21 protein-coding genes are annotated in these 21,530 nt (G+C 63.1%); 18 read left to right on the forward strand and 3 right to left on the reverse strand.

Annotation, left to right across the window (positions count from 1 at the left end; all coding sequences use genetic code 11):
* Positions 1 to 239: 239 nt before the first annotated feature.
* The gene (locus M3U25_RS15915) at positions 240 to 1,262 is read right to left on the reverse strand and encodes a sugar kinase (RefSeq protein WP_355501601.1); all 1,023 of its coding nucleotides are present in this window, start codon (positions 1,260 to 1,262) and stop codon (positions 240 to 242) included.
* Between the two features lie 296 nt (positions 1,263 to 1,558).
* Between M3U25_RS15915 and M3U25_RS15920 the strand changes: the two genes are divergently transcribed.
* The 8 genes from M3U25_RS15920 to M3U25_RS15955 all read left to right on the forward strand — a co-directional run bounded on the left by M3U25_RS15920 (position 1,559) and on the right by M3U25_RS15955 (position 13,619).
* Entirely contained in the window at positions 1,559 to 4,333 is a 2,775-nt protein-coding gene (locus M3U25_RS15920) for a TonB-dependent receptor (RefSeq protein ID WP_355501598.1), read from the forward strand.
* Between the two features lie 445 nt (positions 4,334 to 4,778).
* Positions 4,779 to 8,567, forward strand: coding sequence for a LamG-like jellyroll fold domain-containing protein (locus M3U25_RS15925; protein WP_355501595.1), 3,789 nt, complete (start codon positions 4,779 to 4,781; stop codon positions 8,565 to 8,567).
* Positions 8,568 to 8,814: 247 nt separating this feature from the next.
* Positions 8,815 to 9,384 carry a hypothetical protein gene (locus M3U25_RS15930; RefSeq protein WP_355501592.1) on the forward strand — a complete coding sequence of 190 codons (570 nt, stop codon included), beginning with the start codon at positions 8,815 to 8,817 and terminating at the stop codon, positions 9,382 to 9,384.
* Positions 9,385 to 9,816: 432 nt separating this feature from the next.
* Entirely contained in the window at positions 9,817 to 10,569 is a 753-nt protein-coding gene (locus tag M3U25_RS15935; RefSeq protein ID WP_355501589.1) for an HNH endonuclease signature motif containing protein, read from the forward strand.
* 60 nt (positions 10,570 to 10,629) lie between these two features.
* Complete coding sequence (locus tag M3U25_RS15940; protein WP_355501586.1) at positions 10,630 to 11,148, forward strand: hypothetical protein; 519 nt, start codon at positions 10,630 to 10,632, stop codon at positions 11,146 to 11,148.
* Positions 11,149 to 11,209: 61 nt separating this feature from the next.
* Positions 11,210 to 11,620, forward strand: coding sequence for a hypothetical protein (locus M3U25_RS15945; protein ID WP_355588659.1), 411 nt, complete (start codon positions 11,210 to 11,212; stop codon positions 11,618 to 11,620).
* 1,445 nt (positions 11,621 to 13,065) lie between these two features.
* Complete coding sequence (locus M3U25_RS15950; RefSeq protein WP_355501580.1) at positions 13,066 to 13,242, forward strand: hypothetical protein; 177 nt, start codon at positions 13,066 to 13,068, stop codon at positions 13,240 to 13,242.
* A 68-nt stretch (positions 13,243 to 13,310) separates the two neighbouring features.
* Complete coding sequence (locus tag M3U25_RS15955) at positions 13,311 to 13,619, forward strand: hypothetical protein (RefSeq protein ID WP_355501577.1); 309 nt, start codon at positions 13,311 to 13,313, stop codon at positions 13,617 to 13,619.
* 1,149 nt (positions 13,620 to 14,768) lie between these two features.
* Here the strand turns inward: M3U25_RS15955 and M3U25_RS15960 are convergent.
* Entirely contained in the window at positions 14,769 to 14,960 is a 192-nt protein-coding gene (locus tag M3U25_RS15960; RefSeq protein ID WP_355501574.1) for a hypothetical protein, read from the reverse strand.
* 126 nt (positions 14,961 to 15,086) lie between these two features.
* Here M3U25_RS15960 and M3U25_RS15965 point away from each other — a divergent pair, with 126 nt between their 5' ends.
* The 4 genes from M3U25_RS15965 (at position 15,087) to M3U25_RS15980 (ending at position 16,845) form a co-directional block, all read left to right on the forward strand.
* Positions 15,087 to 15,590: a DUF4288 domain-containing protein gene (locus M3U25_RS15965; RefSeq protein ID WP_355501571.1), complete on the forward strand. Its 504-nt coding sequence runs from the start codon at positions 15,087 to 15,089 to the stop codon at positions 15,588 to 15,590.
* Between the two features lie 40 nt (positions 15,591 to 15,630).
* A complete protein-coding gene (locus M3U25_RS15970; RefSeq protein ID WP_355501568.1) occupies positions 15,631 to 15,987 on the forward strand; it encodes a hypothetical protein in 357 nt (118 codons plus the stop codon).
* A gap of 65 nt (positions 15,988 to 16,052) precedes the next feature.
* Positions 16,053 to 16,316 carry a hypothetical protein gene (locus tag M3U25_RS15975; RefSeq protein WP_355501565.1) on the forward strand — a complete coding sequence of 88 codons (264 nt, stop codon included), beginning with the start codon at positions 16,053 to 16,055 and terminating at the stop codon, positions 16,314 to 16,316.
* Positions 16,317 to 16,386: 70 nt separating this feature from the next.
* Positions 16,387 to 16,845: a T6SS immunity protein Tdi1 domain-containing protein gene (locus M3U25_RS15980; protein ID WP_355501562.1), complete on the forward strand. Its 459-nt coding sequence runs from the start codon at positions 16,387 to 16,389 to the stop codon at positions 16,843 to 16,845.
* A gap of 107 nt (positions 16,846 to 16,952) precedes the next feature.
* On the opposite strand, the gene M3U25_RS15985 is transcribed toward M3U25_RS15980, so the two are convergent.
* Positions 16,953 to 17,630: a hypothetical protein gene (locus M3U25_RS15985; RefSeq protein WP_355501559.1), complete on the reverse strand. Its 678-nt coding sequence runs from the start codon at positions 17,628 to 17,630 to the stop codon at positions 16,953 to 16,955.
* A 257-nt stretch (positions 17,631 to 17,887) separates the two neighbouring features.
* Here M3U25_RS15985 and M3U25_RS15990 point away from each other — a divergent pair, with 257 nt between their 5' ends.
* The 6 genes from M3U25_RS15990 (at position 17,888) to M3U25_RS16015 (ending at position 21,504) form a co-directional block, all read left to right on the forward strand.
* Positions 17,888 to 18,322, forward strand: coding sequence for a hypothetical protein (locus tag M3U25_RS15990; RefSeq protein WP_355501556.1), 435 nt, complete (start codon positions 17,888 to 17,890; stop codon positions 18,320 to 18,322).
* A 113-nt stretch (positions 18,323 to 18,435) separates the two neighbouring features.
* A complete protein-coding gene (locus M3U25_RS15995) occupies positions 18,436 to 18,717 on the forward strand; it encodes a hypothetical protein (protein WP_355501554.1) in 282 nt (93 codons plus the stop codon).
* A gap of 59 nt (positions 18,718 to 18,776) precedes the next feature.
* Positions 18,777 to 19,229, forward strand: coding sequence for a hypothetical protein (locus tag M3U25_RS16000; RefSeq protein WP_355501551.1), 453 nt, complete (start codon positions 18,777 to 18,779; stop codon positions 19,227 to 19,229).
* A gap of 399 nt (positions 19,230 to 19,628) precedes the next feature.
* Complete coding sequence (locus tag M3U25_RS16005) at positions 19,629 to 20,021, forward strand: hypothetical protein (protein WP_355501548.1); 393 nt, start codon at positions 19,629 to 19,631, stop codon at positions 20,019 to 20,021.
* A gap of 121 nt (positions 20,022 to 20,142) precedes the next feature.
* Complete coding sequence (locus tag M3U25_RS16010; RefSeq protein WP_355501545.1) at positions 20,143 to 20,583, forward strand: hypothetical protein; 441 nt, start codon at positions 20,143 to 20,145, stop codon at positions 20,581 to 20,583.
* Between the two features lie 456 nt (positions 20,584 to 21,039).
* Positions 21,040 to 21,504: a nuclear transport factor 2 family protein gene (locus tag M3U25_RS16015; protein WP_355501542.1), complete on the forward strand. Its 465-nt coding sequence runs from the start codon at positions 21,040 to 21,042 to the stop codon at positions 21,502 to 21,504.
* Positions 21,505 to 21,530: the final 26 nt, after the last annotated feature.

The following is a 21,530-nucleotide window of genomic DNA, read 5'->3' on the forward strand; positions in this document are numbered from 1 at the left end:
GTCCCTCCCACAAGTGCACCAGCCATCCCCGCGGCAACTGCACTCCCGTAGGAGCGGCTTCAGCCGCGACAACCGAAGCCGCGATGCTGGATTTGACCGAACCGCGCCGGGAACGAGGTCGGTTCCATACCGCGGCGCCACCCCGCGCCACGAAACCCGCAGCACTAGCGCCTTTGCCAATCCCCAATCCCCAATCCCCATTCCCGAATCCCGAATCCCGAATCCCGAATCCCGGCCCTTCACCGCCTCACATCGAACCGCGTCGCCCCCACGCAGGCCTGCACCTCGGCTTCGCTCAGCGCCAGCACGTCGCCGGGCAGCGTGTGCTTGAGGCAGCCGGCGGCCAGGCCGAAGCGGATCGTGGCGGTGTCGTCCCAGCCCTGGCTCAACCCGTGCAGCACGCCAGCGGCGAAGGCGTCGCCGCCGCCAATGCGGTCGACGATGCCACTCAGCTCTTCGGCCGGCGCCTGCGCCACGCTGCCATCGCGGCGCAGCAGCATCGCGCCCAGGCTGTGCCGGTCCACGCTGTGCGCCACGCGCTGGGTGCAGGCCATCGCCTGCAACTGCGGGAACGCGGCGAAGGCGTCGCGCGCACCGGCCTCCACGCGGGCCTGCACGCTGTCCTGCGGGTAGCGGTGACCCAGGACCACCTCCAGGTCGCGATAGTCGGCGAACAGCACGTCGGCCTGGGCCAGCAGCTGCCGCAGGATGCCCGGCGCATCGCCGTGCCAGGCTTCCCACAGCTTGGGCCGGTAGTTGCCGTCGAACGACACCCGCACCCCGGCCGCGCGGGCCGCAGTTGCCGCGGCCCGCGCCGCCGCCGCGCCACGTTCGCCCAGCGCCGGGGTCACCCCGGACAGGTGCAGCCACTGCGCGCCGCGCAGCAGCGTCGGCCAGTCGTGCCGGTCGCCCGCATCCAGCGCGAAGGCCGAGCCGGCACGGTCGTAGGTGACCTCGCTGGGCCGGTGTCCGGCGCCGGTGCTGAGGAAGTACAGGCCCATGCGCCCGGGCACGAAGCGCACGCCGCTGGTGTCCACGCCATGCCGGCGCAACTCGCCGGCCGCAGCCTGGCCCAGCGGGTTGTCCGGCAGCACGCTGACCACGGAGACGGTGTGGCCGAAATGCGCCAGCGCCACGCCCACGTTGGCCTCGGCACCACCCACCTGCACCTCCAGCCGCGGCGTCTGCAGCAGCCGTTCGTGGCCGGGCGCGCCCAGGCGCAGCAACAGTTCGCCGAAGCAGACGATGCGGGAAGCGGTCATGGCGGGCGGGTCCGGGCGGCCGAAGGGACGCCAAGCATGCCGCGAAACGCGGACGTGGGCCAGAAGAACTGACTAGCGGTGTCATTTCTGTGCGGCAACAGGCGTTTCGGCACTGGCCGCCATCGCGATCACGCGCTATCTCATTGACTGGAAAGACCCTTGGAGCGCCGGGCACTCTGTTGCGCTGCAAGATGCCGCAATGTTTCGCAACTGTTAACGTTGTTTTTGACTAGCGGTGTCATTCGCGACAACGCCCGCAGTTCCACGCCGTCATGTAACCCTTGGGAGGGGAGGACATGCAATCACGTACCGAACGCCGGAAGACACCGGTTACCTTGCTCGCGCTGTCGATCGGCCTGGCCCTGCAGGCCGGCGCCCTGCAGGCGCAGGAAGCCCCGGCGCAGGCGCCGGCCACGGCCTCCGCCGATGCCACCACCGAGCTCGACACCGTCGTCGTCACCGGCTACCGCGCCAGCGTGGAGAAGGCGCTGGACATCAAGCGCGCCGAGAAGGGCATGGTCGACGCCATCGTCGCCGAGGACGTGGGCAAGTTCCCCGACACCAACCTGGCCGAATCGCTGCAGCGCATCCCCGGCGTGGTCATCACCCGGGACGCCGGCGAAGGCCGCAACATCTCCGTGCGCGGCCTCGGCCCGGACTTCACCCGCGTGCGCATCAACGGCATGGAGGCGCTGACCACGGTCGGCGCCAGCGACCAGAGCGGCGGCACCAACCGCGGCCGCGGCTTCGACTTCAACGTGTTCGCCTCGGACCTGTTCACCCAGATGGTGGTGCGCAAGACCGCCTCGGCCGACGTCGAGGAAGGTTCGCTGGGCGCCACGGTCGACCTGCGCACCGCGCGGCCGTTCGACTACGACGGCTTCACCTTCGCCGCCAACGGCCAGGCCACCTACAACGGCATGTCGGAGGAGGCCGATCCGCGCATCGCCGCGCTGGTCGCCAACACCTGGGCCGACGGCACCTTCGGCGCGCTGATGTCGGTGGCCTATTCCGAGCGCCAGGTGCTCGAGGAAGGCAGCGGCACCACGCGCTGGGCCAACGGCCCCAGCAACAACGGCTACAGCCCCGCCTCGCCGTTCGCCGCGGCCAACAGCGCCAATGTGTTCAGCCCGCGCATCCCGCGCTACACGCAGATGGAGCACAAGCAGAACCGCCTGGGCGTGACCGGCTCGCTGCAGTGGAAGCCGAGCGACAGCACCGAGTTCTCGCTGGACGGGCTGTACTCGAAGATCGACGCCAAGCGCGACGAGCACTACATCGAGGCGATCAGCTTCAGCCGCGGCCGCTCGCAGAACGGCAAGCCGGAGATGATCGTGCGCGACGGCTATGTCGATCCAGCCTCCGGCGCGCTGCTGTACGGGCGCTTCGACAACGTCGACATCCGCTCGGAGAACCGCCACGACGAGTGGAACACGGTCTTCAAGCAGCTCACCCTGAGCGGCGAGCACCGCTTCAGCGACACCTTCAAGATCACCGGCGAGGTCGGCACCTCCAGTTCCAAGCACCGGAACCCGATCCAGACCACGGTGATCATGGACAAGAACAACGTCGCCGGCTACAGCTACGACTACCGCAACAGCGACACCTCGCCGGTGTTCAACTACGGCATCGACCCCACCGCCGCCAACGGCTGGACCCTGGCCGAAGTGCGCATGCGCCCGCAGTCGGCCAACAACGATTTCGACACCGGCTCGCTGAACTTCGAGTGGAACCTGGGCCCGAACTTCACCCTCAAGGGCGGCGTGCTGGCCAAGAACTACGGCTTCGACACCAAGGAGTTCCGCCGCGCCTCCGAGACCAGCGTGCCGACCTTCGCCACCGGCAACCGCATCGTGCCGACCGACCTGGTGGCACTGGCCGGGCTGAAGGGCATCGAAGGCACCCCGTCGAACTGGGCGGTGCCGGACCTCAACGGCATTGCCGATGCGCTGGGCATCTATAGCGGCACCGGCACCTGGACGCTGACCGAGCGCGCGGTCAACACCCGCAGCGTGGAAGAAAAGGACCGCGGCGCCTGGTTGATGGGCGACTTCGCCTTCGACATCGGCGCGATCCCGTTCTCCGGCAACATCGGCGTGCGCTACGTGAAGACCAACCAGTCCTCGACCGGCTACGCCCTGGTCGGTTCGAACCTGATCAACACCACGGTCGAGCGCGACTACCACGACACCCTACCGTCGCTGAACCTGGTCGCCGAGATCACCCCGGATTTCCTGATCCGCTTCGGCGCCGCCAAGGTGATGACGCGGCCGGGCCTGGGCAGCCTGACCCCGGGCGTGACGGTCGCCGTCGCCGGTGGTGCGCGCACGGTCAGCGGCGGCAATCCGAACCTGGATCCGATCCGCGCCAAGACCGCCGACCTCGGCTTCGAGTGGTATCTGCAGGAAGGCGCGATGCTGGGCCTGGCGCTGTTCTACAAGGACATCGACAGCTTCGTGCAGACCGCGCGCACCATCGCCCCGTACTCCAGCAGCGGCCTGCCGGTCAGCCTGCTCGACGGCACCGGCGCGGCGGCCAGCGACGACTTCGTCTTCAGCGTGCCGCTCAACACCCCGGGCGGTAAATTGAAGGGCGCCGAGTTCAACTACATCCAGCCCTTCAGCTTCCTGCCGGGCAAGTGGGCCAACTTCGGCACCCAGCTCAACTACACCTACGTGCAGTCGAAGATCCAGTACGTCACCGGCACCGGCGCGCTGTCGTTCAACACCGACCTCACCGGCCTGTCGAAGAATTCGTACAACGCCACGCTGTTCTACGAAGGCGAGCGCTTCAGCGGCCGCGTGTCGCTGACCCACCGCGACGGCTACCTGACCCAGGTGCCGGCCACCGAGACCGGCTTCGACATGCACGGCATGCGCGGCACCAATGTCGTCGACGCCAAGCTGACCTACAAGATCGACGAGAAGATCGACATCAGCCTGGAAGGCTCGAACCTGACCAACGTGCCGTACTACGAGTGGGTGCAGACCAGCGCGGGCGGCGCGCAACTGCCGCTGACCTACAGCGAGACCGGCCGCCAGTACGCGATCGGCGTGCGCTACAAGTTCTGAAGGTTGCGTGCGCCGGTGCCGCGCTGCGGCATCGGCAACGCCCCGCTGCCCGCATACTCGCGGGCCGGGGAGGGAGGTCGCCGCGCGCTGCCATGGCGCGCGTCGATCGCAAAGGAGCGAGATGAAACAGGCAATGTGCCGCAGCGCCATGCGCGCTGCCCGTGGTGTGGCCGCAATGGGTCTTTGGGCATGGCAGCGCCTTGAGGCAACTGCGATGCAACGCCTGACCTTCATCGGCTCCGTACGAACGTCACAGGATGTGCCCGCACCGCGCGTCGCGGCTAAAGCCGCTCCCACATGTACGGTACTGCACTGTGGGAGCGGCTTTAGCCGCGACGCGCTGCACCGACACACGTCGACAAGGCAAGGCGTTACTTCATACGCCTCCAACACGCAGTGCACGCACCGCATTGCACACCGCTTCATCCTGCTGTGCTCCCTCGCTTTGCCAGCGATCGCCACAGCCGCCACCCCCGAACTCCTCTTCCGCGTCTCTGCCGACAAAGGCCTGGACGCCGACGTCGCCCACGGCGACCCGACACCCAACTTCCGCGACAAGATCACCCTGGTGCCCACCGGCGTCTCCGGCCAGGCGATCGAATGGGCCGACGACGGCGTACTGTCCTGGAACGCCCCCGGCAACCTCTACACCCAGCGCGGCACGCTGTCGTTCTTCTGGCGCTCGCGCTATCCGGTCGGCGAAGCGCCGTTCGTGATCTTCCGCGTCGGCTACGCCGACCACACCAGCTGGGACATGGCCTGGTTGCGCATCGACTGGAACGGCCACGGCTTCGATGCCTTCGTCACCGACGCCAACCTGGCGCGCACCCGCGTCTCCTTCACGCTCGACAAGCACCCGGCGCCGAGTGCCTGGACCCACCTCGCCTTCGTCTGGGACGAGACCCGCGGCGTGCGCCTTTACGTGGACGGCAAGGAAGCCGCGCGCGTCGACTGCACGCAGGCCTGCGCCGCCGGCGGCTCGCTCGACTTTGACGCCGCGCTCGACCAACTCGGCCTGGCCGCGCGCGTGCTGGCGCCGCACCAGGTGCAGAGCCGCTACAACTTCCTGCGCGGTAGTGACGTCGACGAGCTCCGCGTCTACGACCGCATGCTCGATGCCGCCGGCGTCGCCGCGCTGGCCCGGCAACAGGAGCCACGCAGCGCCGAGGCCGTGCCCGACAGCGCCGCGCGCAACGCCTGGCTGCATCGCTTCGGCTGGGACCACGGCCGCGCCCCGCCAGCGCTGGACGCGCCCTCCACGCGCATCCGCAAGGTCGAGTTCGCCGACGCCAAGGACCTGAAGGAGTGGATGTGGAAGGCCACCGACGGCATCGCCGAGACCACCTGGCCCGGCGTCTACAACCGCTCGCGCCTGCCCGGCCGCAACGACTACTTCCAGTTGCCCGACTGGAACGTCTACGTCGAAGGCGGCAAGACGCTGGACCTGGCCCTGCCCGACGAACCGTTCAACCGCATTGAACTGCGCGGCGCCGCGTACGGCCAGGCCACCTATGCTGCCGATGGCGCGACGCCCACGTCGTTGTTCTCACGCGCCCAGGGCACCGTGCGCAGCGTCGACCAGTTCGAACGCCGCCGCGGCGGCCACCTGCGTTTCAGCAACGTCGCCCAGGAAACCCCGATCCAGGAGATCTGGGCCTACGACGTCGGCGCCGGCGCCGAGCCGGCCACCCCCAGCGCCACGCTGCGCTACACCGTGCGCAGCGACATCGCCCCGGACTACGCCAACCTCGCCGCGCTGCGCGCCTACATCGCCGGGCGCTACCCGCCGGACGAACGCAGCACCGTGGTCGCGCTGCCGACCAAGGCACCCCAGCGAAAGCGTGCCGACGACAAGACCGCGGTGCCGGCGCTGCCCATCGTCCACGTGCTCATCCCCTCCAACCTCGGCGACGCCCCGGCGGCGCAGCCGCTGATGCGCAGCTGGTCCTACGGCTGGGAAAACATGCACGACGGCCTGGACGGCATCGCCATCGACCTGCCGGCGCTGCAGCTGCCGGCCACGCACAATGGCCTGATCCCGCTCAACATCCGCGTCAAGGATCCCATCTGGCCCGGCCGCGACATGCTCGACGTGTCGGTGTCGGTCGCGCCCGGGCAGGCGCGCACGCTGTGGCTGGACCTGCGCGACCGCATCCTCGGCGACGACAGCCTGATGCTCAGCATCGCCTCGGCCGCGCCCGGCTTCGACGCGCGCGCGCTGGACGGCGCGCAACTCCGCCTGCTGTTCAAGCCGCGCGCGCAGGCCAAGGCCGAACACATCGCCGACCGCTTCAACCAGGTCAAGGACAACTGGGGGTTCCTGGTCGAGGAACACACCACCTCCAAGCGCCAGCGCCTGTACGCGCGCCTGGATGCCGACATCCACGACCTGCTGCGGGTGGACCCGGACAACGCGCTGGGCCGCCAGTACTGGGCCGACATCAGCTACGGCAACCAGGGCCCACTGCCGGTGCAATTGCCGCAGCCGCCCAAGGGCGTGCCGGGCTGGGCGTTCTGGCAGCTGGAAGACCTCAAGGCCACGCGCCGCTACATCCACTGGTGGATCGACGAGCGCCAGGTCGACTACGGCGATTTCGGCGGCGGCATCTCCGACGATTCCGACCTCACCCAGCAATGGCCCGGCGTCGCCCTGATGGGCGTGGACCCGGACAAGCTCACCGCCTCGCTCACCGCGCTGTCCGACGCCAACTACCGCAACGGCATGTTCACCGACGGCCTCTCCACCATCGAGACCGACGAACTGCATTCCTACGAGGAGGGCATCAACATCAACAGCGCCATGCTCTACCTCAACTGGGGCGACCCGCTGACGGTGGAGCGGCTGATGCGCACGGTGAAGGCGTTCGACCGCATCATCCAGGTCAACCCGCAGGGCCACCTGCTGTTCGCCAGCAACTGGTTCGGCGGGCGCAAGGTCTACCGCGAACCGAACTGGCAGTGGCAGAAACCCTACTCGTTCCCGATCCTGCACCCGGCGCTGCTGCTGGGCGGCTACAACGCCGACCCCAACAGCCGCCGCATCGTCACCGGACTGGCCGACGGCTACCTGGCCTACGCCTACACCGACGCCAAGGGCCAGTGGGCGCTGCCCAACGAGATCGACTGGGCCACCGGCAAGACCCGCGGCGGCAGCCTGTTCGACGGCAGCGGCGGCCCCGACACCCTGCACACCTTCTGGGCCGCGTACCGCTGGACCGGCGACGCGCGTTATCTCAAGGCCATCGACTACCGCGTCGCCAAGGCCGGCCCCGGCGGCCTGTCCCTGCTCAACGAGAACTTCCTCGACGTGCTCGGCAAGCGCGACAGCTGGGGCACCAGCCTGGCCAAGGCGGCAGCCGACGCCGACCCCGACGACGCCCCGGACTTCGCCCACCACGTCGCCTGGGAACAGAGCGGCGACCCGCGCTGGCTGGAGACCCTGTACCGCGCCGAGACCCGCGACAAGCTGCAGACCTTCTACATGAACACCGAAGGCCACTGGTGGAGCGACCGCGTCGAATCGCCCACCGTGAACCTGCAGCGCGCCCGCCTCGGCGGCGTCGCCCTCAAGCGCAACCAGACCTACCCCGGCCACACCGTCAGCTGGCGCTTCGCCGATCCCGAAGGCGCGGTGCAGGTGGCGCTGCTGCTGCCGAAGCCGCGGCAGGATCGCTTCACCGTCATCGGCTACAACACCAGCGGCAAGACGCAGCAGGCGCAGATGACTGGCTGGAATGTCGCGGCGGGGCAGTGGCGGATGCGCGCGGGCGTGGACCGCGATGGCGATGGGAAGATCGATGGCAAGGCCGCCACGCGGGAGTTTGCGTTCGAGAAGAGCGGGGCGGTGGACGTGGAGTTTCCCGCCGGGCAGACGGTGGTGATGGAGTTCGAGCTGGTCACGCCGGCCGCGGTGCCGGTCGAGGAGCGGCCGGATCTGGGGATTGGGCGTGGGGATGTGCGGGTGATGGCCGATGCCATCGAAGTCACCGTGCATAGCCTGGGGCATGTGGATGCGCCGGCAGGGTTTGTGGTGTTGGAGGATGCGCGTGGCCGCGAAGTGGCGCGGGCGGGGTTTGCTGCGTTGGAGGCGCCGCGGGATTTGGAGCCGAGAATCGCGAACGTGCGGTTGGTGGTGCCGGCGGGCGGCGGCGGCAAGGGGGCGCGGTTGCGCGTAGTGACCGGAGAGAAGACGGCCGAGGTCACCCAAAGCAACAACATGCTGGATTTGCGGTGAAATCCGAAAGCGGCGCGGAATCTAGCGTGCCGGCATCTCGGCAGGGCCTTCATTACACCCGTGAATAGACGGGGTAACGGTTACACCCGCAAAATGCGGCATAACGTCCAGCGGTGAAGTTAGCATAAGACCGGTAGCGGCAAGGAACCACACATGTTTCGGCCGGATTGACGGCGTTCAATTACTCAGCGACGATTGCGTTATTCCGTGCTTGGCGGTCCAATAGGAGTTAGTTCTTAGGAACAACATGGACGTCATATCCTCTATCCCAAGCCTTTTCAACTTCCAGAGGGAGGGCATATCTCGTGATGGTTTGATGAAGAGATATGCCATTCTATTTGAGCACATCATCTTCAATCGCTATGGCGCCCCGATCGGCAATTTCGGAATAGGGTCACTGGCAGAATTTGTATCGATGCTCATATCAACGGGCAAATCACTCAAAGATCGAAAATCCCTTGGTAAAAATAAGCGTTTTCAGAATCTATTCGTTGATTGCTGGGATGTAGTTAAAGACGCTGAACGTTTCGAGTCTATGAGATACGGCGTGGTCCCGGAGGAAGCTAGAAGCAGGCTCAGTGAGTTTTGTTTTTCCGAGGTCCGGCGTATAAATGGCCTTCCCACTGACTCGTATGAGTTCGATATCGACGACGTAAAAGAATTGAGCGGCGATCTCTACGCTGACATTGGCCTCAACATACTGGCCGAGGCTGAAGGACTCGACGTAATTCCAAACTATTCGCCAATTATTGGCCGTGCTCTTGCAAATGAAGTTGCTCTCGCAAACGGGCAATGCCATGAATTGTTCAGCGGCTGACTGCTCGTTCCCGACTTTGACGGCTTCAGTTGGGACGAGGTGTTGGAACTAAGAGAAGACAAGTATGTAAAGGCATTTCGTACAGCGATTTACGAATTAATGAAAAGTGGGGCGTCACTTGAGTCTGACCTCCAGCATAAGGTGCAAAACGATCTATGGGAGCTTGCAGCTGATGTGAGGCCGAACGTTCGGCAATCCGTTCTGGCTGGAATTGGATCAAATCTTCCGTCTCCAATAATAGTCAATCCTATAGGCTTGGGGCTGGCGTTGAAGGACATCCGAGACAATCGACTTCGAGAGAGCAGATATGGACACGTCTTTTTCATTCAAAGTGCTCGGCAGCGCAGGAGCTAACCAGAGCATCAAGCCGACGTCCACGCCTTCGCTGCGCTCCGGCGAGACCGCGGCTTATGCTCAGCGTTACCCCACTGCATGAGCATCACCGACAAGACAAGGAAAGTGCTCTGGGGCCGTTCCGGCAACTTGTGTGCATTCTGCAAGGAACACCTTGTTGTCGATGCATCAAATGTTGATTCTGAGTCGGTGGTTGGAGACGAATGCCACATCATCTCTGGTGCGCCTAATGGGCCACGCCATGACCCAAATCTCGCTCCAGACGCATTAGATGCTATAGACAATCTCATTCTCTTGTGTCGGGTGCATCACAAGCTTGTCGATGACCAGTCGGAAACATTCACCGCGGAAACATTGCGCCAACTAAAAGCAAATCACGAGAAATGGGTCAAAGTCAGGCTTGGCCACTCAAAACAGCCTGAAGCCGTAACGCTAGTCCGCAACCCAGCCGCGATCCCTAGCCATCTGTTCTCAGTCTCGTCTGCCAAAGCACTGCTTGATCTCAGCTCTGACTGCCATGGTCGATATGACGACTACCCAACTGACCTCTCGGAGGAAGAGCTCGACTGTGTGGGCGGCTTCCTGCAAAGCCTCACAGACTGGGTCGATCTCGGAATGAACGAGCCGCACGAGAGAATTGAGGCTCAGAAATCCCTTGCAGAGAGCTTGAAGCAACTGGATCAATTTGGGCTTCGCGTATACGCTGCTCGGGAGAAGCAGCAATTGCGGAGCGGCGTCAACGCACCGTCAGCTTTCAACGTCCTGCACCTTAGAATCGTTCGGCATGATGATCCAAGCCAAGTGCCCATTACGGCTAAGCCAGAGGGCTAACAATTCATTGAAGCCGAACCCGCTTCGCGGGTCGGCTTAATTCTGGTCCTAGGGGGCGCGATGAGGAGTATCGACTACCTTGTAGACAAGCTCTATTCGGAGACAGACTTTGCACGCAGCATTGCAACGTCCCTGTCCGGCGGCATCGGTCTCGGGCTTTACTTGTGGCAACGCGACTGGGTCATCGCTGCCTTCTCCGCAATCATTGCTTTCCCAATTCTTCGGCTGGCTTCTGGCGCCTTGCACGAGCGTCGCAAACGTGCTCAAACCAATCGCGCTCGGGCACAGGATGCCTCGGAGCTATATGCCAGGCTCAGCGACGAGGAGCAGAAGGTCGTAGATGCATTCGCTAAGGTTGGCGGCGCGGTTTTGACATGGTCGCAGGTCAACAACTTGGAGCTAAACGGTCCAGCCGTTGAATCACTCATGCAACGCCAAATGCTCACGACCTCAATGACAGCAGACATCATGCGTGAGACTTTCGTTCTTGATCACGCGCTATTCGAGGTTGGAGTCGCAAAGGTTCGCGGCGTGCCCAATAAAAATTCGTTCAAGCCGAAACCGCTTCGCTCGGCATAACTCATGCGTTAGGCCTTATATGGACATACTGTCGATAAGTGTTGGATTTCTGGTCGGGGCCGTGACAGGTGCTGCCGGCAATTACTTCGCTGACAAATACACTGACGTTCGCCGGGACAAGAAGCTGGCCAAAGAGCAGGCCAAGCTCTGGCAAGACATCGAGACGCGATTCCCTGCCGTTATTGCTGATATGCGGCAAGCTTTCACTAGCCCTGAGGGCAAGAACATCCGAGCGTTCTTCGTCAAGGAAAGCGGAACGATGATTGGCTTCCTGTCAGAGCCTTGCTTCGAGTTTCATACAGATGAACATCCAGACTTAAATGCGGCCGTTCTACATTTGGCGCGCAACGAGTTCATCACAGACATTACGCCCGGCAACTGCCCCATGTACCGGGTGCACGAAAAGCTTATCGACTGGCTGATGATGCCTAAAAACTCATTCAAGCCAAAGCCGTTTCGAGGTTCGGCTTGATTTAGGAGTTTATGCTGCAAACCAAACATCAAGGAGATCGTGACACGTGGAGACTTATGTAGCATGGGTTTTGGCGGGAATCCATTTAGTGTCCGCTTCCTGCCGCCCGATGAAACTGGTGCGGACCTCTTGGGAAAACAGGGGTCAGAGTCACTTTTCTTGTGTGCTACATCTTTGAAATTTCACTCTAATCCCAGCTTTAACACACTAACTTCATGGCAACCCAAACCTGGACAGAGAAAGAGTACCTGGAGTACCTGACGCACGAACGCTACATGTTCGCGTGGGTCTTTCGCTCTTACGGTTCCTACTCCCCGGCAGACGCCGACGATGCGGCAGTTGCACACTATTCCTACGAGCCACCAAATGATCTACGTGGGCTGATCTTTCATCAAAAAAAGGGGTCAGATTGCACTTTTTTTGTGCTCCGACCGCAGTTCTACGCCCAGTTCTAATCTCGTCTCCCGCCATCGGATCGACCGCCGCTCGGTCGTCCGGCTTGGTTGCCCGCTACACTCATTGCCTTCGGTATCGATCGCATCCAGCGGTCAGCATTTTGGGCAAACCCTAAGCCCGCAACCTGTGGCATGCTCGGCTCTCGGCGGCACTGTAGGGAGCACCGTCCATGCCTCACCAACTCCTCGGTATCACCGCCTAACCATTCATTCAAGCCAACGCCTCTCCGCGGCGCGGCTTAATTCAGGCGTCAGTTGCAATGAAAAGCTCTCAGGCCGCGCCAACCAAGGACATGGCAGTGCTATGCAGCCTTGCTGAACTTCCCGACGGGTCCCTTAGGCTCGTACTAGATGATGTCCGTAAAGGGCAACAGGCTGGTACTTGGTCTTACCATAGCCTTTTCACCTTCAAAGACTTTGAGCGCGGCCGCTTGACAGACCTAGCAAAGTTGTCAGAGAAAGAGTTGGCGGATTTAGGCTATTACGCTTTGACACGGCTACTCGTGAGTAACGGGCATGGTACCTAACAATCCACTCAAGCCAAGCCCACTCTGCGGGTCGGCTTACCTTGATGTTAGGTCTCACGGCATGCTCTGTTGGCAGCTTGTAAAATACATGACCCTCTTCCTCCTTCTGGCTGGCTGTGCGCGTTTTGCAAGCCCGGTAGCCAAGCCAGTCATCCCTCGAACTGAGGCGGAGTGCATCGGCAAGGGCGGATCATGGACGGCGCTAGGCTTGCCAATGCCCGACAAGCCCAAGACTTGTGATCTAAAGGCCACAGACTCGGGCAAATCCTGCATAGACTCTAATGCCTGCCAAGGCATCTGCGTCGCTTCAAAGTCGAATGAGCCTGGCTTACATGCCATTGGCAAGTACTCGGCATCGTTGTCTAACTTCGGCTATGTCCGCCAAGTCACCAATGGTGTCGTCGAGGAGCTAAACGTAGAGTGAGTCCTCAATCCGAGCCCGATAACGGGTCAGGTTGAATTATTGGTTGATCGTAGTGGGTTTGCGTTGCCGATGGGCTGGACTGACATCAGCGAAGCGGCGGGTCTTGGCCTCGACCATGTCGGGAAACGCATCATGGCCGAGAGCCCGCTGTTGCTGGAGGTGAATGTGGATGTCAGCAAGCAGTTCGTGTGTGATAGCTTCGGAAGGTCACTCTGACACTGTTTTCACTCCTCCAAGTTCTTCCTAGGCGATCCAATAGTAGTTAGGCGCCACACACGAATTTCATGGCAACCCAAACTTGGACAGAGAAAGAGTACCTGGAGTACCTGAAGCACGAACGCCACATGTTTGCGTGGGTGCTTCGCGCTTACGGGTCCTACTCCCCGTCAGACGCTGACGATGCGGCAGTTGCACGCTATCCCTACGAGCAGCCAAATGACCTCCGCGGGCTTATTTTCCATGAAGAGGCATGGCACTGGGCCATGCTTCACATCCACGGAGAAGCCTACTGGCTTGCCAATCCTCAGCTTGAGTTTCCCTCGCAGGAATACCTTGATGCATCATCGTTGCTGGAGCCTAACAGTGGCCCCTAACCATTCACTCAAGCCGAACCTGACTCGCAGGTCGGCTTAATTCAGGCGTTAGGCCCGAGTGGACACATGGAAGCCAATCACAGCAGACGCGCTTAGCCAACTCATCGAGCGAGAGCTCGGTGGTTGTAAAACTACCCAGCAAGAGGCATTCAAGCAGTTAGGATGGCGCCGCGTGCAACGCCCATCGTTCGCGGAGGCAATGTTGAATCCGTCTTTGTCGTGGCGGAACGTGGTAATGAAGTGTAGTACTACGAAGACGTAGAAGAGGGGTTCACTGTGTCGCCCCTAGATAGCGATGGTGTCATTGCAAATCCGGGTTTCGAGCAGTGGGAACTTGACGATGCTCTGCATCACTGGCTTGGAGCCTAACGATTCGTCCAATCCGACGCCGTTCGCGGCACGGCTTAACTCAGGTATTTAGCGCAGATCATGGGTGTCGAGATCATCTTCCCAATCGCGTGGCTTGTAAGCATCGTGTCCTTCATTTGGCTCGTGATTCGATCGCGCTCCGCGGCTACACGTGCGTACGCACTTCCAACCCTTATCGGTTCCGCTCTCATTTCCGTTCTGTGGGCGGCCCTTGATCACAAGGATGGCTACTTTTGGCAATACGCACTAACTTGGTTTGCGCCAGTAGTTGGCATACTTGGTAGCCAAGCACATGCCATCAAGTACATGGTGAGGCGCAGTGCGACAGCAACTTCGCGCTAACAATTCATTCAAGCCATAAACCAGGGCATACACTCTCTTGCGTGTGATACCTTTAAAAATTCAGTCTGACCCCAGTTCTACAGTAGCCACAGCGCTAGTGCCGAGCGGACCTGCTCGAGGATCGCTCCACGCCGCGCTTCTGCGGCAAGAGGAACAAATAGGCCACAGATGGACGGTACAGCGATTCGGTTAGGAATTGTGGCACTGCTCTTTGTCATGTGTGCTTCGGTGAACTATTCCGCTCTCCGGGCGGCTGGTGGCCTGCCGAGTAGGATGAGGCCCCTTGGCGTGATGTTTGGCGCTGTCGGCATCCTTCTGATGGTTCTGGTGGTGTTATGCGTCTTCATCTCTCTGCTTCAATACTTCATCGGCGGCGCCTATCTTGTCGCAAGACTTTTTGATCCACTCCTCTTGGGCGCAGGGTGCTGCACCATAGGCTCACTTATCATCCTTGTGCTTGGCGCGCGAGGCCGGCATGACCAAAAAGCCCGCTGACTCATTCGGACCGATTGCACTCAGTGGAACGATGCAATGTAAGCGGATAGCGCTTTGAACGCCACCAATGTTGTTGCCCGCAACTTCGCCCGATGCGCCGCATACGACGACCGCTCGTTCGTCGGTTGTCTCCATGAAGAGATGCGTTGGGACTGGGATGAGTACTGGCTCTGGAGAAGGCCATGTACCACTCATGCTTCCAACAACTGAGCCAATGCCGATCCACACGGCGACTCACTCCACCCTGGATGTAAGCCCATCATGAAACGCCAGAAAGGCAATTCTCCCGTCGGTTGGTATGTAGGCACCTACGTGATTCGCTTCATCGAACTCGATGCCGTTGGTAACGACGACCCGCAAGAAGAGTTCCTAGCATGGGAAAACACGGTCATCGTCAGTGCTCCTGACTTCGACGAGGCTTATAGGAAGGTTGTTGCCGTGGCGGAGACGACGACCGATCCCTACAAGGGCGGTCCCGACGGGATTCCTGTCCAGTGGGTATTCGAAGGTGTCACGCAGCTCCTGCCCATCTATGAGTCGCTTGAGGATGGGGCCGAGATCATGTACGAGGAACACGAGTCCATTCGCCTCGATGCGCTGAGGCAGCGGGTGATGTCGCTGGAAGCGCTGAAGATCAACTGGGTGCATGACCGCGATGCCATGAAAGCACCAAAATGGCACGTATCAGATGCCCCCGCTGGGATTCGCTTCTTCGCCATTCTGCTTGACATCTTTGTGTTAGCAGTGACGCCTGGCGCCGTGTAACTGTCTATCCCTTCATTGAAGCCAACACCGACCTACGCACATGTTTGCAAACTGGAAGTGGCCAAGAACATTTCACCTCGGCCTGCTCCGACCCAGGTTCGCCCTGGCAGTTCTTCTGGTCTGGTTCCCCGGGCTAAGCTTTGCTGGCTATCTCGACAACTGGAACGGTGAATTCGCTACGTCGGCGTCGTTGACCGTTGCTGGTATTGTTCTTGCTCTATCTGCCTGGTCGTTTTGGCGTCTTGCCGCGAGCGAGCGGACGTGGGCTAGGGTGATGCGTCCCACTGTCGATCGCGCGTCGCATCTTTCGGGCGTGCGGGTTGGCGTCTACATCACCGCGCCTGTGGCGCTGTTCTGTTTTCTGAAGGCTGCCCGCCTCTGGTGGGTAGGTAACTGAGGCACGTGACTGATCTAGAATCTCGCGTCGCCGTTAGCGCAGCATTCCCAGGGCGCGTTCCCCCCATGACCACATTCCAGTTCCAACCTCGCTGGAAGGAAGAACTCGTCTGCACCGGTCCGGGCGGCGAATTCGTTCTGGATTTCCCGATGGGCGTGCCGTCGGTCTACGCGCCGACCGAGCATGCCTGGACGCAGAGTGCACCTGTATGGGCACGCGACCTGTGGCCGGTGTTCAAGGCCGAGCTGGAGGCCTGGTGCGAAGAGCACAACGTGCAGTTCTTCCTGGATGGCTCGGCCAAGTGCTACGGAGCCGTCGCGAAGGCCTAGGTGAACACAACGACAGCAGGCGGACGCGCGTGGCTTGGTATCCTGGCGCGCCATCGCAGCAAGGTCTCCAATGAGTCAGAGTGCAGAGCGCGCTGAAGCGACGAACGTCCCGCTGTATCACCTGATCACGCCGGAATCGCACGAGGTGCTCGGCCCGTGGGCGGACGCGTTCCCGGCGTATACCGCCGTGGTCGGCTATTCGAGTCTCGGTCACTTCTTTCTGCATGATCCGGCCAGCCAGGATTACGCGGTGCTGCATCCGTTCAAGGCCGCCGGCAAGTCGTATGGCGCACATGCCTCCACCGCGGCGTTCGAGGCGGCCATCCTGCGCGATCCGGGCTTCGAGGAGTACGTGTTGCGCGGCGACCACGTCCGCGCGATCGCTGCGCGTCTTGGCCCGTTGAAGCCCGGACAAATCTACATTCCGCAACCCTATCCGACGCTCGGCGGAACGGAAGCACCCGAGACCTATGACAAGGGCGATATATGGGTCTTTGCGGACCTGGTCGCGCAAAGCGTGGGTCTGTGACGCAAACTGGAATCACGCCGCGGGACGCGATCTTCTAAGTGAGAACCCGGGCGACACCACATCGCCGCCCGGATCACACGCAACGCGAAAACCGCAGAAGCTGCGCTTCAGCGCTTGGCTGCATTGCGCCGGTACACTCCGTTGAAACTGACATTGGCGCCCCCGCACTGCAGGTTGTCCGAGACCACCAGCAGGTCGCCAACCAGTTGCAGACGGACCTTACAGTCGTCCTCGCTCAGTTCCAGCCGGTTGCCTTCTGGAAAGCCGCGCGCGGTGACGGCGCCCAGGTTGGGGCCGCCGGGCCTTTCCTCGGGGGTCGGGTTGGCGCTGGGCCAGTAGGCATCGCCGTTGGCAGTGAGGGTGCCGTCGCCGTTGGCGAGTAGCTGCAGTTCGTTGTCGCCGTCGTGCCAGTGGCCGACCCAGGCCTGCGGCTTCGGTGCGGCCGTCGCCGGCAAAGGCTGCACGCTGGACGCTGCCACCCAGCCGGCGCTGCCGCCGACCTTGTTGGGGTAGAACGCGCAGACGAAGCCGCCCTGGTGCTGCGCCAGGATCACCGTGTCGTCCTTGACCACATAGGCGCGCTGCCGGCACGCGGTCTCGCCCTTGGCCGGGCAGCCGTCGTCGTCGTTGAGCAGGTACAGGCGCGGCACCGCGACCTTGGCGAGCGAGAACCCGGCCGTGCTCATGGGGAAGCCGCCGTTGCGGCACATCGCCGTGTCCTCGTCCGGCGCCGCGTGGGCCAGTGCGGGAACCGCCAACAAGGCGAGCAGCCAGGTCTTGTGCATCAGAGTCGCTCCAAAGGTGGGGCGGTAGTGTGGTCCATTGCGGGTGAACCGGTGGCGAGTGAATCGGCAGGTGGGGACGTAGGGGCACCCGCGATGCATCGCCGCTGCGGTGCGTGGTCTGGGTCCCCGCACGCCATGCGCATCGATCAGCAGCAGCGACGACGAAGAGCGCCTCGAGCTGTCAGGTGGATGCCATCAGGCACACCGCAGGGATACCCTTGCGGAGATCCGGGTTCCAGACGCAAGAGGATGGTGGAATGGCAGTGAAGTACCGGGCGGGCGATGTCTTCGCGATCCCGTTGGACATAGGGAGGTACGCGCTCTGCCAGGTGCTGTGGGCGCCGCAGGGCGACTATCGCAAGGTGGTCGGCTTCTGTGTGCTGGAACAGCAGGCGTCGGCCCCGACGCTTGGCCCGTCGCCGGTAAGGCCGCTGCCGGTGCGCGACGGCGACAAGGACATCCGGTTGCTGTTTACCGGCACTCAGAAGCTCAAGCGCGGCAACTGGCAGCTCATCGGCCACGCGCCGCTGCCCCACGACGCCAGGGAACTGCTGACCTTCCACATCGCCGGGGAACTGCACGAAGGCGACACCTTCGTGCGGATGCTGTCGGTGGACGAATACCCCCGCTATCCATCGATGTCGGTGCTTGGATGCGAGCTGGTGCACCGGTTGCTCGGCGACAGCCGATGAGCGCTGGCGCCGGCCGTTGACGGCCACCGGTCGCTCGGCGAGCATCGCATGCAGGCTCAACGCATTGGCGTGGCCGGCGCCGCACATCACGTTTGTCTGGACCAGGTGACACCATGCCCGCAAGCCTGCTGACCGAGGTCGTCCTGCGCCCGGTGCTCGAGATCGTCCTCTACGGCCTGTGCTACGTCGTCGGCATGATCGTGGTACCGGCGTTCTCGTTCGGCTACTACAGCGTCGAACCGTGGAGCAGCAAACGGCGCAGCAAATCCGGCAGGCGCGGCGCCTATCTGGCCCCACGCGTGGTCTCGGCCGAAGCGGCGGCGTTCTGGGGTGGGTTCGCCCTGGTGGGATTGGGGCTGTTGGGTTATGCGCTGTGGAGCGCGGCGGGCGCTTAACCTCGAAGCGCCTACATCGCACTACGCTTCCTCGCCTTGGACTGCAAAGGATTGCACCGATGCCCCATTCCAGCACCTGCTTCATCACCCGGCACACGTTGTCGGCGCTGCGCGATCAGATTCACCAAAGGCCCGAACTGGTGATGGCGCTGGAAGGCTTGATCGAGGTGGAAGAGGAGCATTTTCCGGATCCACCGACCTACGCGGCGCTGTCGCATCTGGCGCAATGCACGGCCTGCCAGGCCTGGAGCGCGCTCTGGCTGGAGGCACAGTTTCCCGAGAGCGGGCCGTGGCGCGAGCGTGTCGCTCGTTACTGCTGCTTCAGCATGTTCGAGGCAGTGACCAAGCCGGACAGGGCGGTGCGGATCGGGTTCGAGTTGCTTCGTGGCGAGGATCCGACCTGGTATCTCAATGACGCGATCTGCGTGCAGTTCTGCCCGTGGTGCGGGCAGTGTCTGCCGGATCATCCGTTCGAGCCGGATCTGCAGCCTGAGCCGGAGCCAACACCATGACGCGGTGCCGCCGCCGCGTCGCGGCCGTTTCAGTGCAACCGCGACAACCGCCGCCCGCCCTGTGGATGGCGTGGCGCTGCGATCGGACTCAGGGTGTCTCAGGGCGCGCGTGCCTGTCTACGAGGAATGCGATGAGTTGTCATGCAGGCGTGCTGCAATCGATCTGGCCGGTTGCGGCGATGGCGTCCGGCTCCGGTCGCCGGCGCTGCGAGCACCGAACGCACAGCGCCGCGTCCACGTGCCGCAGCGACCGCACCGGGCCGCATGACGCGCGGCGCCGCTGTCCACCTGGACCGGCGCACGCGCGTTTACCCTTCGGGACCGTCCCTTCGCGCCTGCCGTGACGCAGTTGCGCCGATGTGGCGTCCGCCATCCAATCGTTCGAGATCAAGCTGCCGCATGCATCCTGTCATTCACTTCCGCTCCCGCCTGTTCGAGGTGAGCGCCGAGCCGGAAAATCCGATCAACCCGATCCGCGGCAGTTCGCTGCTGGACTGGCTGCGCGTCCATGTGGGCGACGCCATGGTGCTGTCCGAACCGGATCCGGAGGATTGGGGCTGGGCATCCGAAGCGGAATGCCAGGGGCGCACCTACCTGGTCGGCGCCTATGCAGAGGAAGAGGTCGATGGCAACCATACCTGGATGCTGCAGATCGAGAAGGAACGCTCGTTCTGGGAGCGCGTGCTCGGCCGGCATGCGATGCGCGACGACGATCCGTGCTTTGCGCGGGTGCATGCGCTGATCGCCGCCGAACCGCAGTTCACCGACCTGGTGTTGGAGCGCGAACCCTGACCGCCGCTGCCGTCTCGGCGGCAACGCGGTGCTGCGCACGCCGGTGATGGCGCCGGCTGCAGCACGCCTGCCATCGTGCTTGGGTATGCTCGGCGGCCCGTCTCCGTCTGTGCCCGCCACGATGCCGATCCGAAGCCTGTCGCTGTTCCCGTTGTTGCTGCTCGGCACTGTGCCCGAGGTGATGGCAGCGCCCAAGCACTGTCTGCCGTACGGGCCGACCCAGGTCACCTTGTCCGGTACCTTGGCGCCATCGTCCACTGGGAACGCCGCGCCTACCGCGCCGCATGCGCACACGCATATCGATGCCGGTGTGGCAGCGACCCAGGAAGAGGTGCTGATCCTGCCGCAGCCGGTGTGCGTGGCGGCGTCGGCGGACGGGCGGCAGCCGCGGCACGAGCAGGTGCGTCGGCTGCGGTTGGCGGTCACCGCGGACCAGGCGGCGCATCTGCGCGAAGAAGGCACCGGGCAGGTGGTGCGGGTGACCGGCACCTTGGCGCATGCGCCAGCCGGTCCGGATGCACCAGCGCTGCGCCTGAGCGTGCTCGGGGTGGACAGCGACTGAAGGGCCGCGCTGGTACGCGCTTTTGCTGCGACTCAGCGGAGTGTGTCGTGGCCAATGTAGGAGCGGCTTCAGCCGCGACGGGCTTTATCTGAAATGTCCGTCGCGGCTGAAGCCGCTTGTGTCGAAAGAGGGTCTTGCGGCGAGCTCGTCGGGTGCACTGTGGGAGGGACTTCAGTCCCGACGCATTGCGCCATCGGAACGCATGCCGCTTCGCGCGCCGTGGCTGCATGACAGTTGGCTCCTACGTCGGGGGCTGCTGCTGTGAGTTGGAGGCTCGGTGAGACCGGGTGTTTCTCGCTTCCAAGCCCACCCGGTTGCTGCGTCCACGCCGGGTGCTGGCGCACACGAGGCAACGCTCGCATTGACGCCGCGCAGCGGCTAACCGAGGATCGCCATGCCGCGCCTGGCGGCCCAAGCGGTCGGCGATCCATGAGGGGAATGCGGTTTCTGTGCGCGATGAGCCTGTGGCTGAGCGCGTTCGCTGCCATCGCGGGCGAGTCGCCGGTGCGCACGGTCCAGGCGTTCTATGCCTGGGCGCTCGCGCCCGAGCACGCGGGCGGGGATGTTGCGCAGGTGCGGCATCTGCTGGGGCGGCAGCTGTTCGCGGCGCTGGAGGCGCAGCGCGCCTACGAGGCAGCCTGCGCGAAGCGGGTGCCGGCCGACGTCAAACCGCACATGCTGGACCAGAGTCCCTTCTTCCTGTGGCCGGATCAGCCCACCGCGCTGGTCTCGACGACCGCTCGGGTCAAGGGCGATACCGCACGGGTGCGCGCCCGCCTGGCCGTCGACAACCTGCAGTGGACGGACACGGTGGTGCTCGGTCGGCAAGACGAGCGCTGGGTGATCCTCGACATCGCGTGGCAGGAAGGAACGCTCACCCAGCGCCTGGCCGAATTCGCTGCGGAGCGCTGCACACCTTGATGTCCACCGGCGAGAAACACGGGGCG

The organism is Xanthomonas sp. PPL134, assembly GCF_040595915.1.
Lineage (GTDB): Bacteria > Pseudomonadota > Gammaproteobacteria > Xanthomonadales > Xanthomonadaceae > Xanthomonas_A > Xanthomonas_A indica.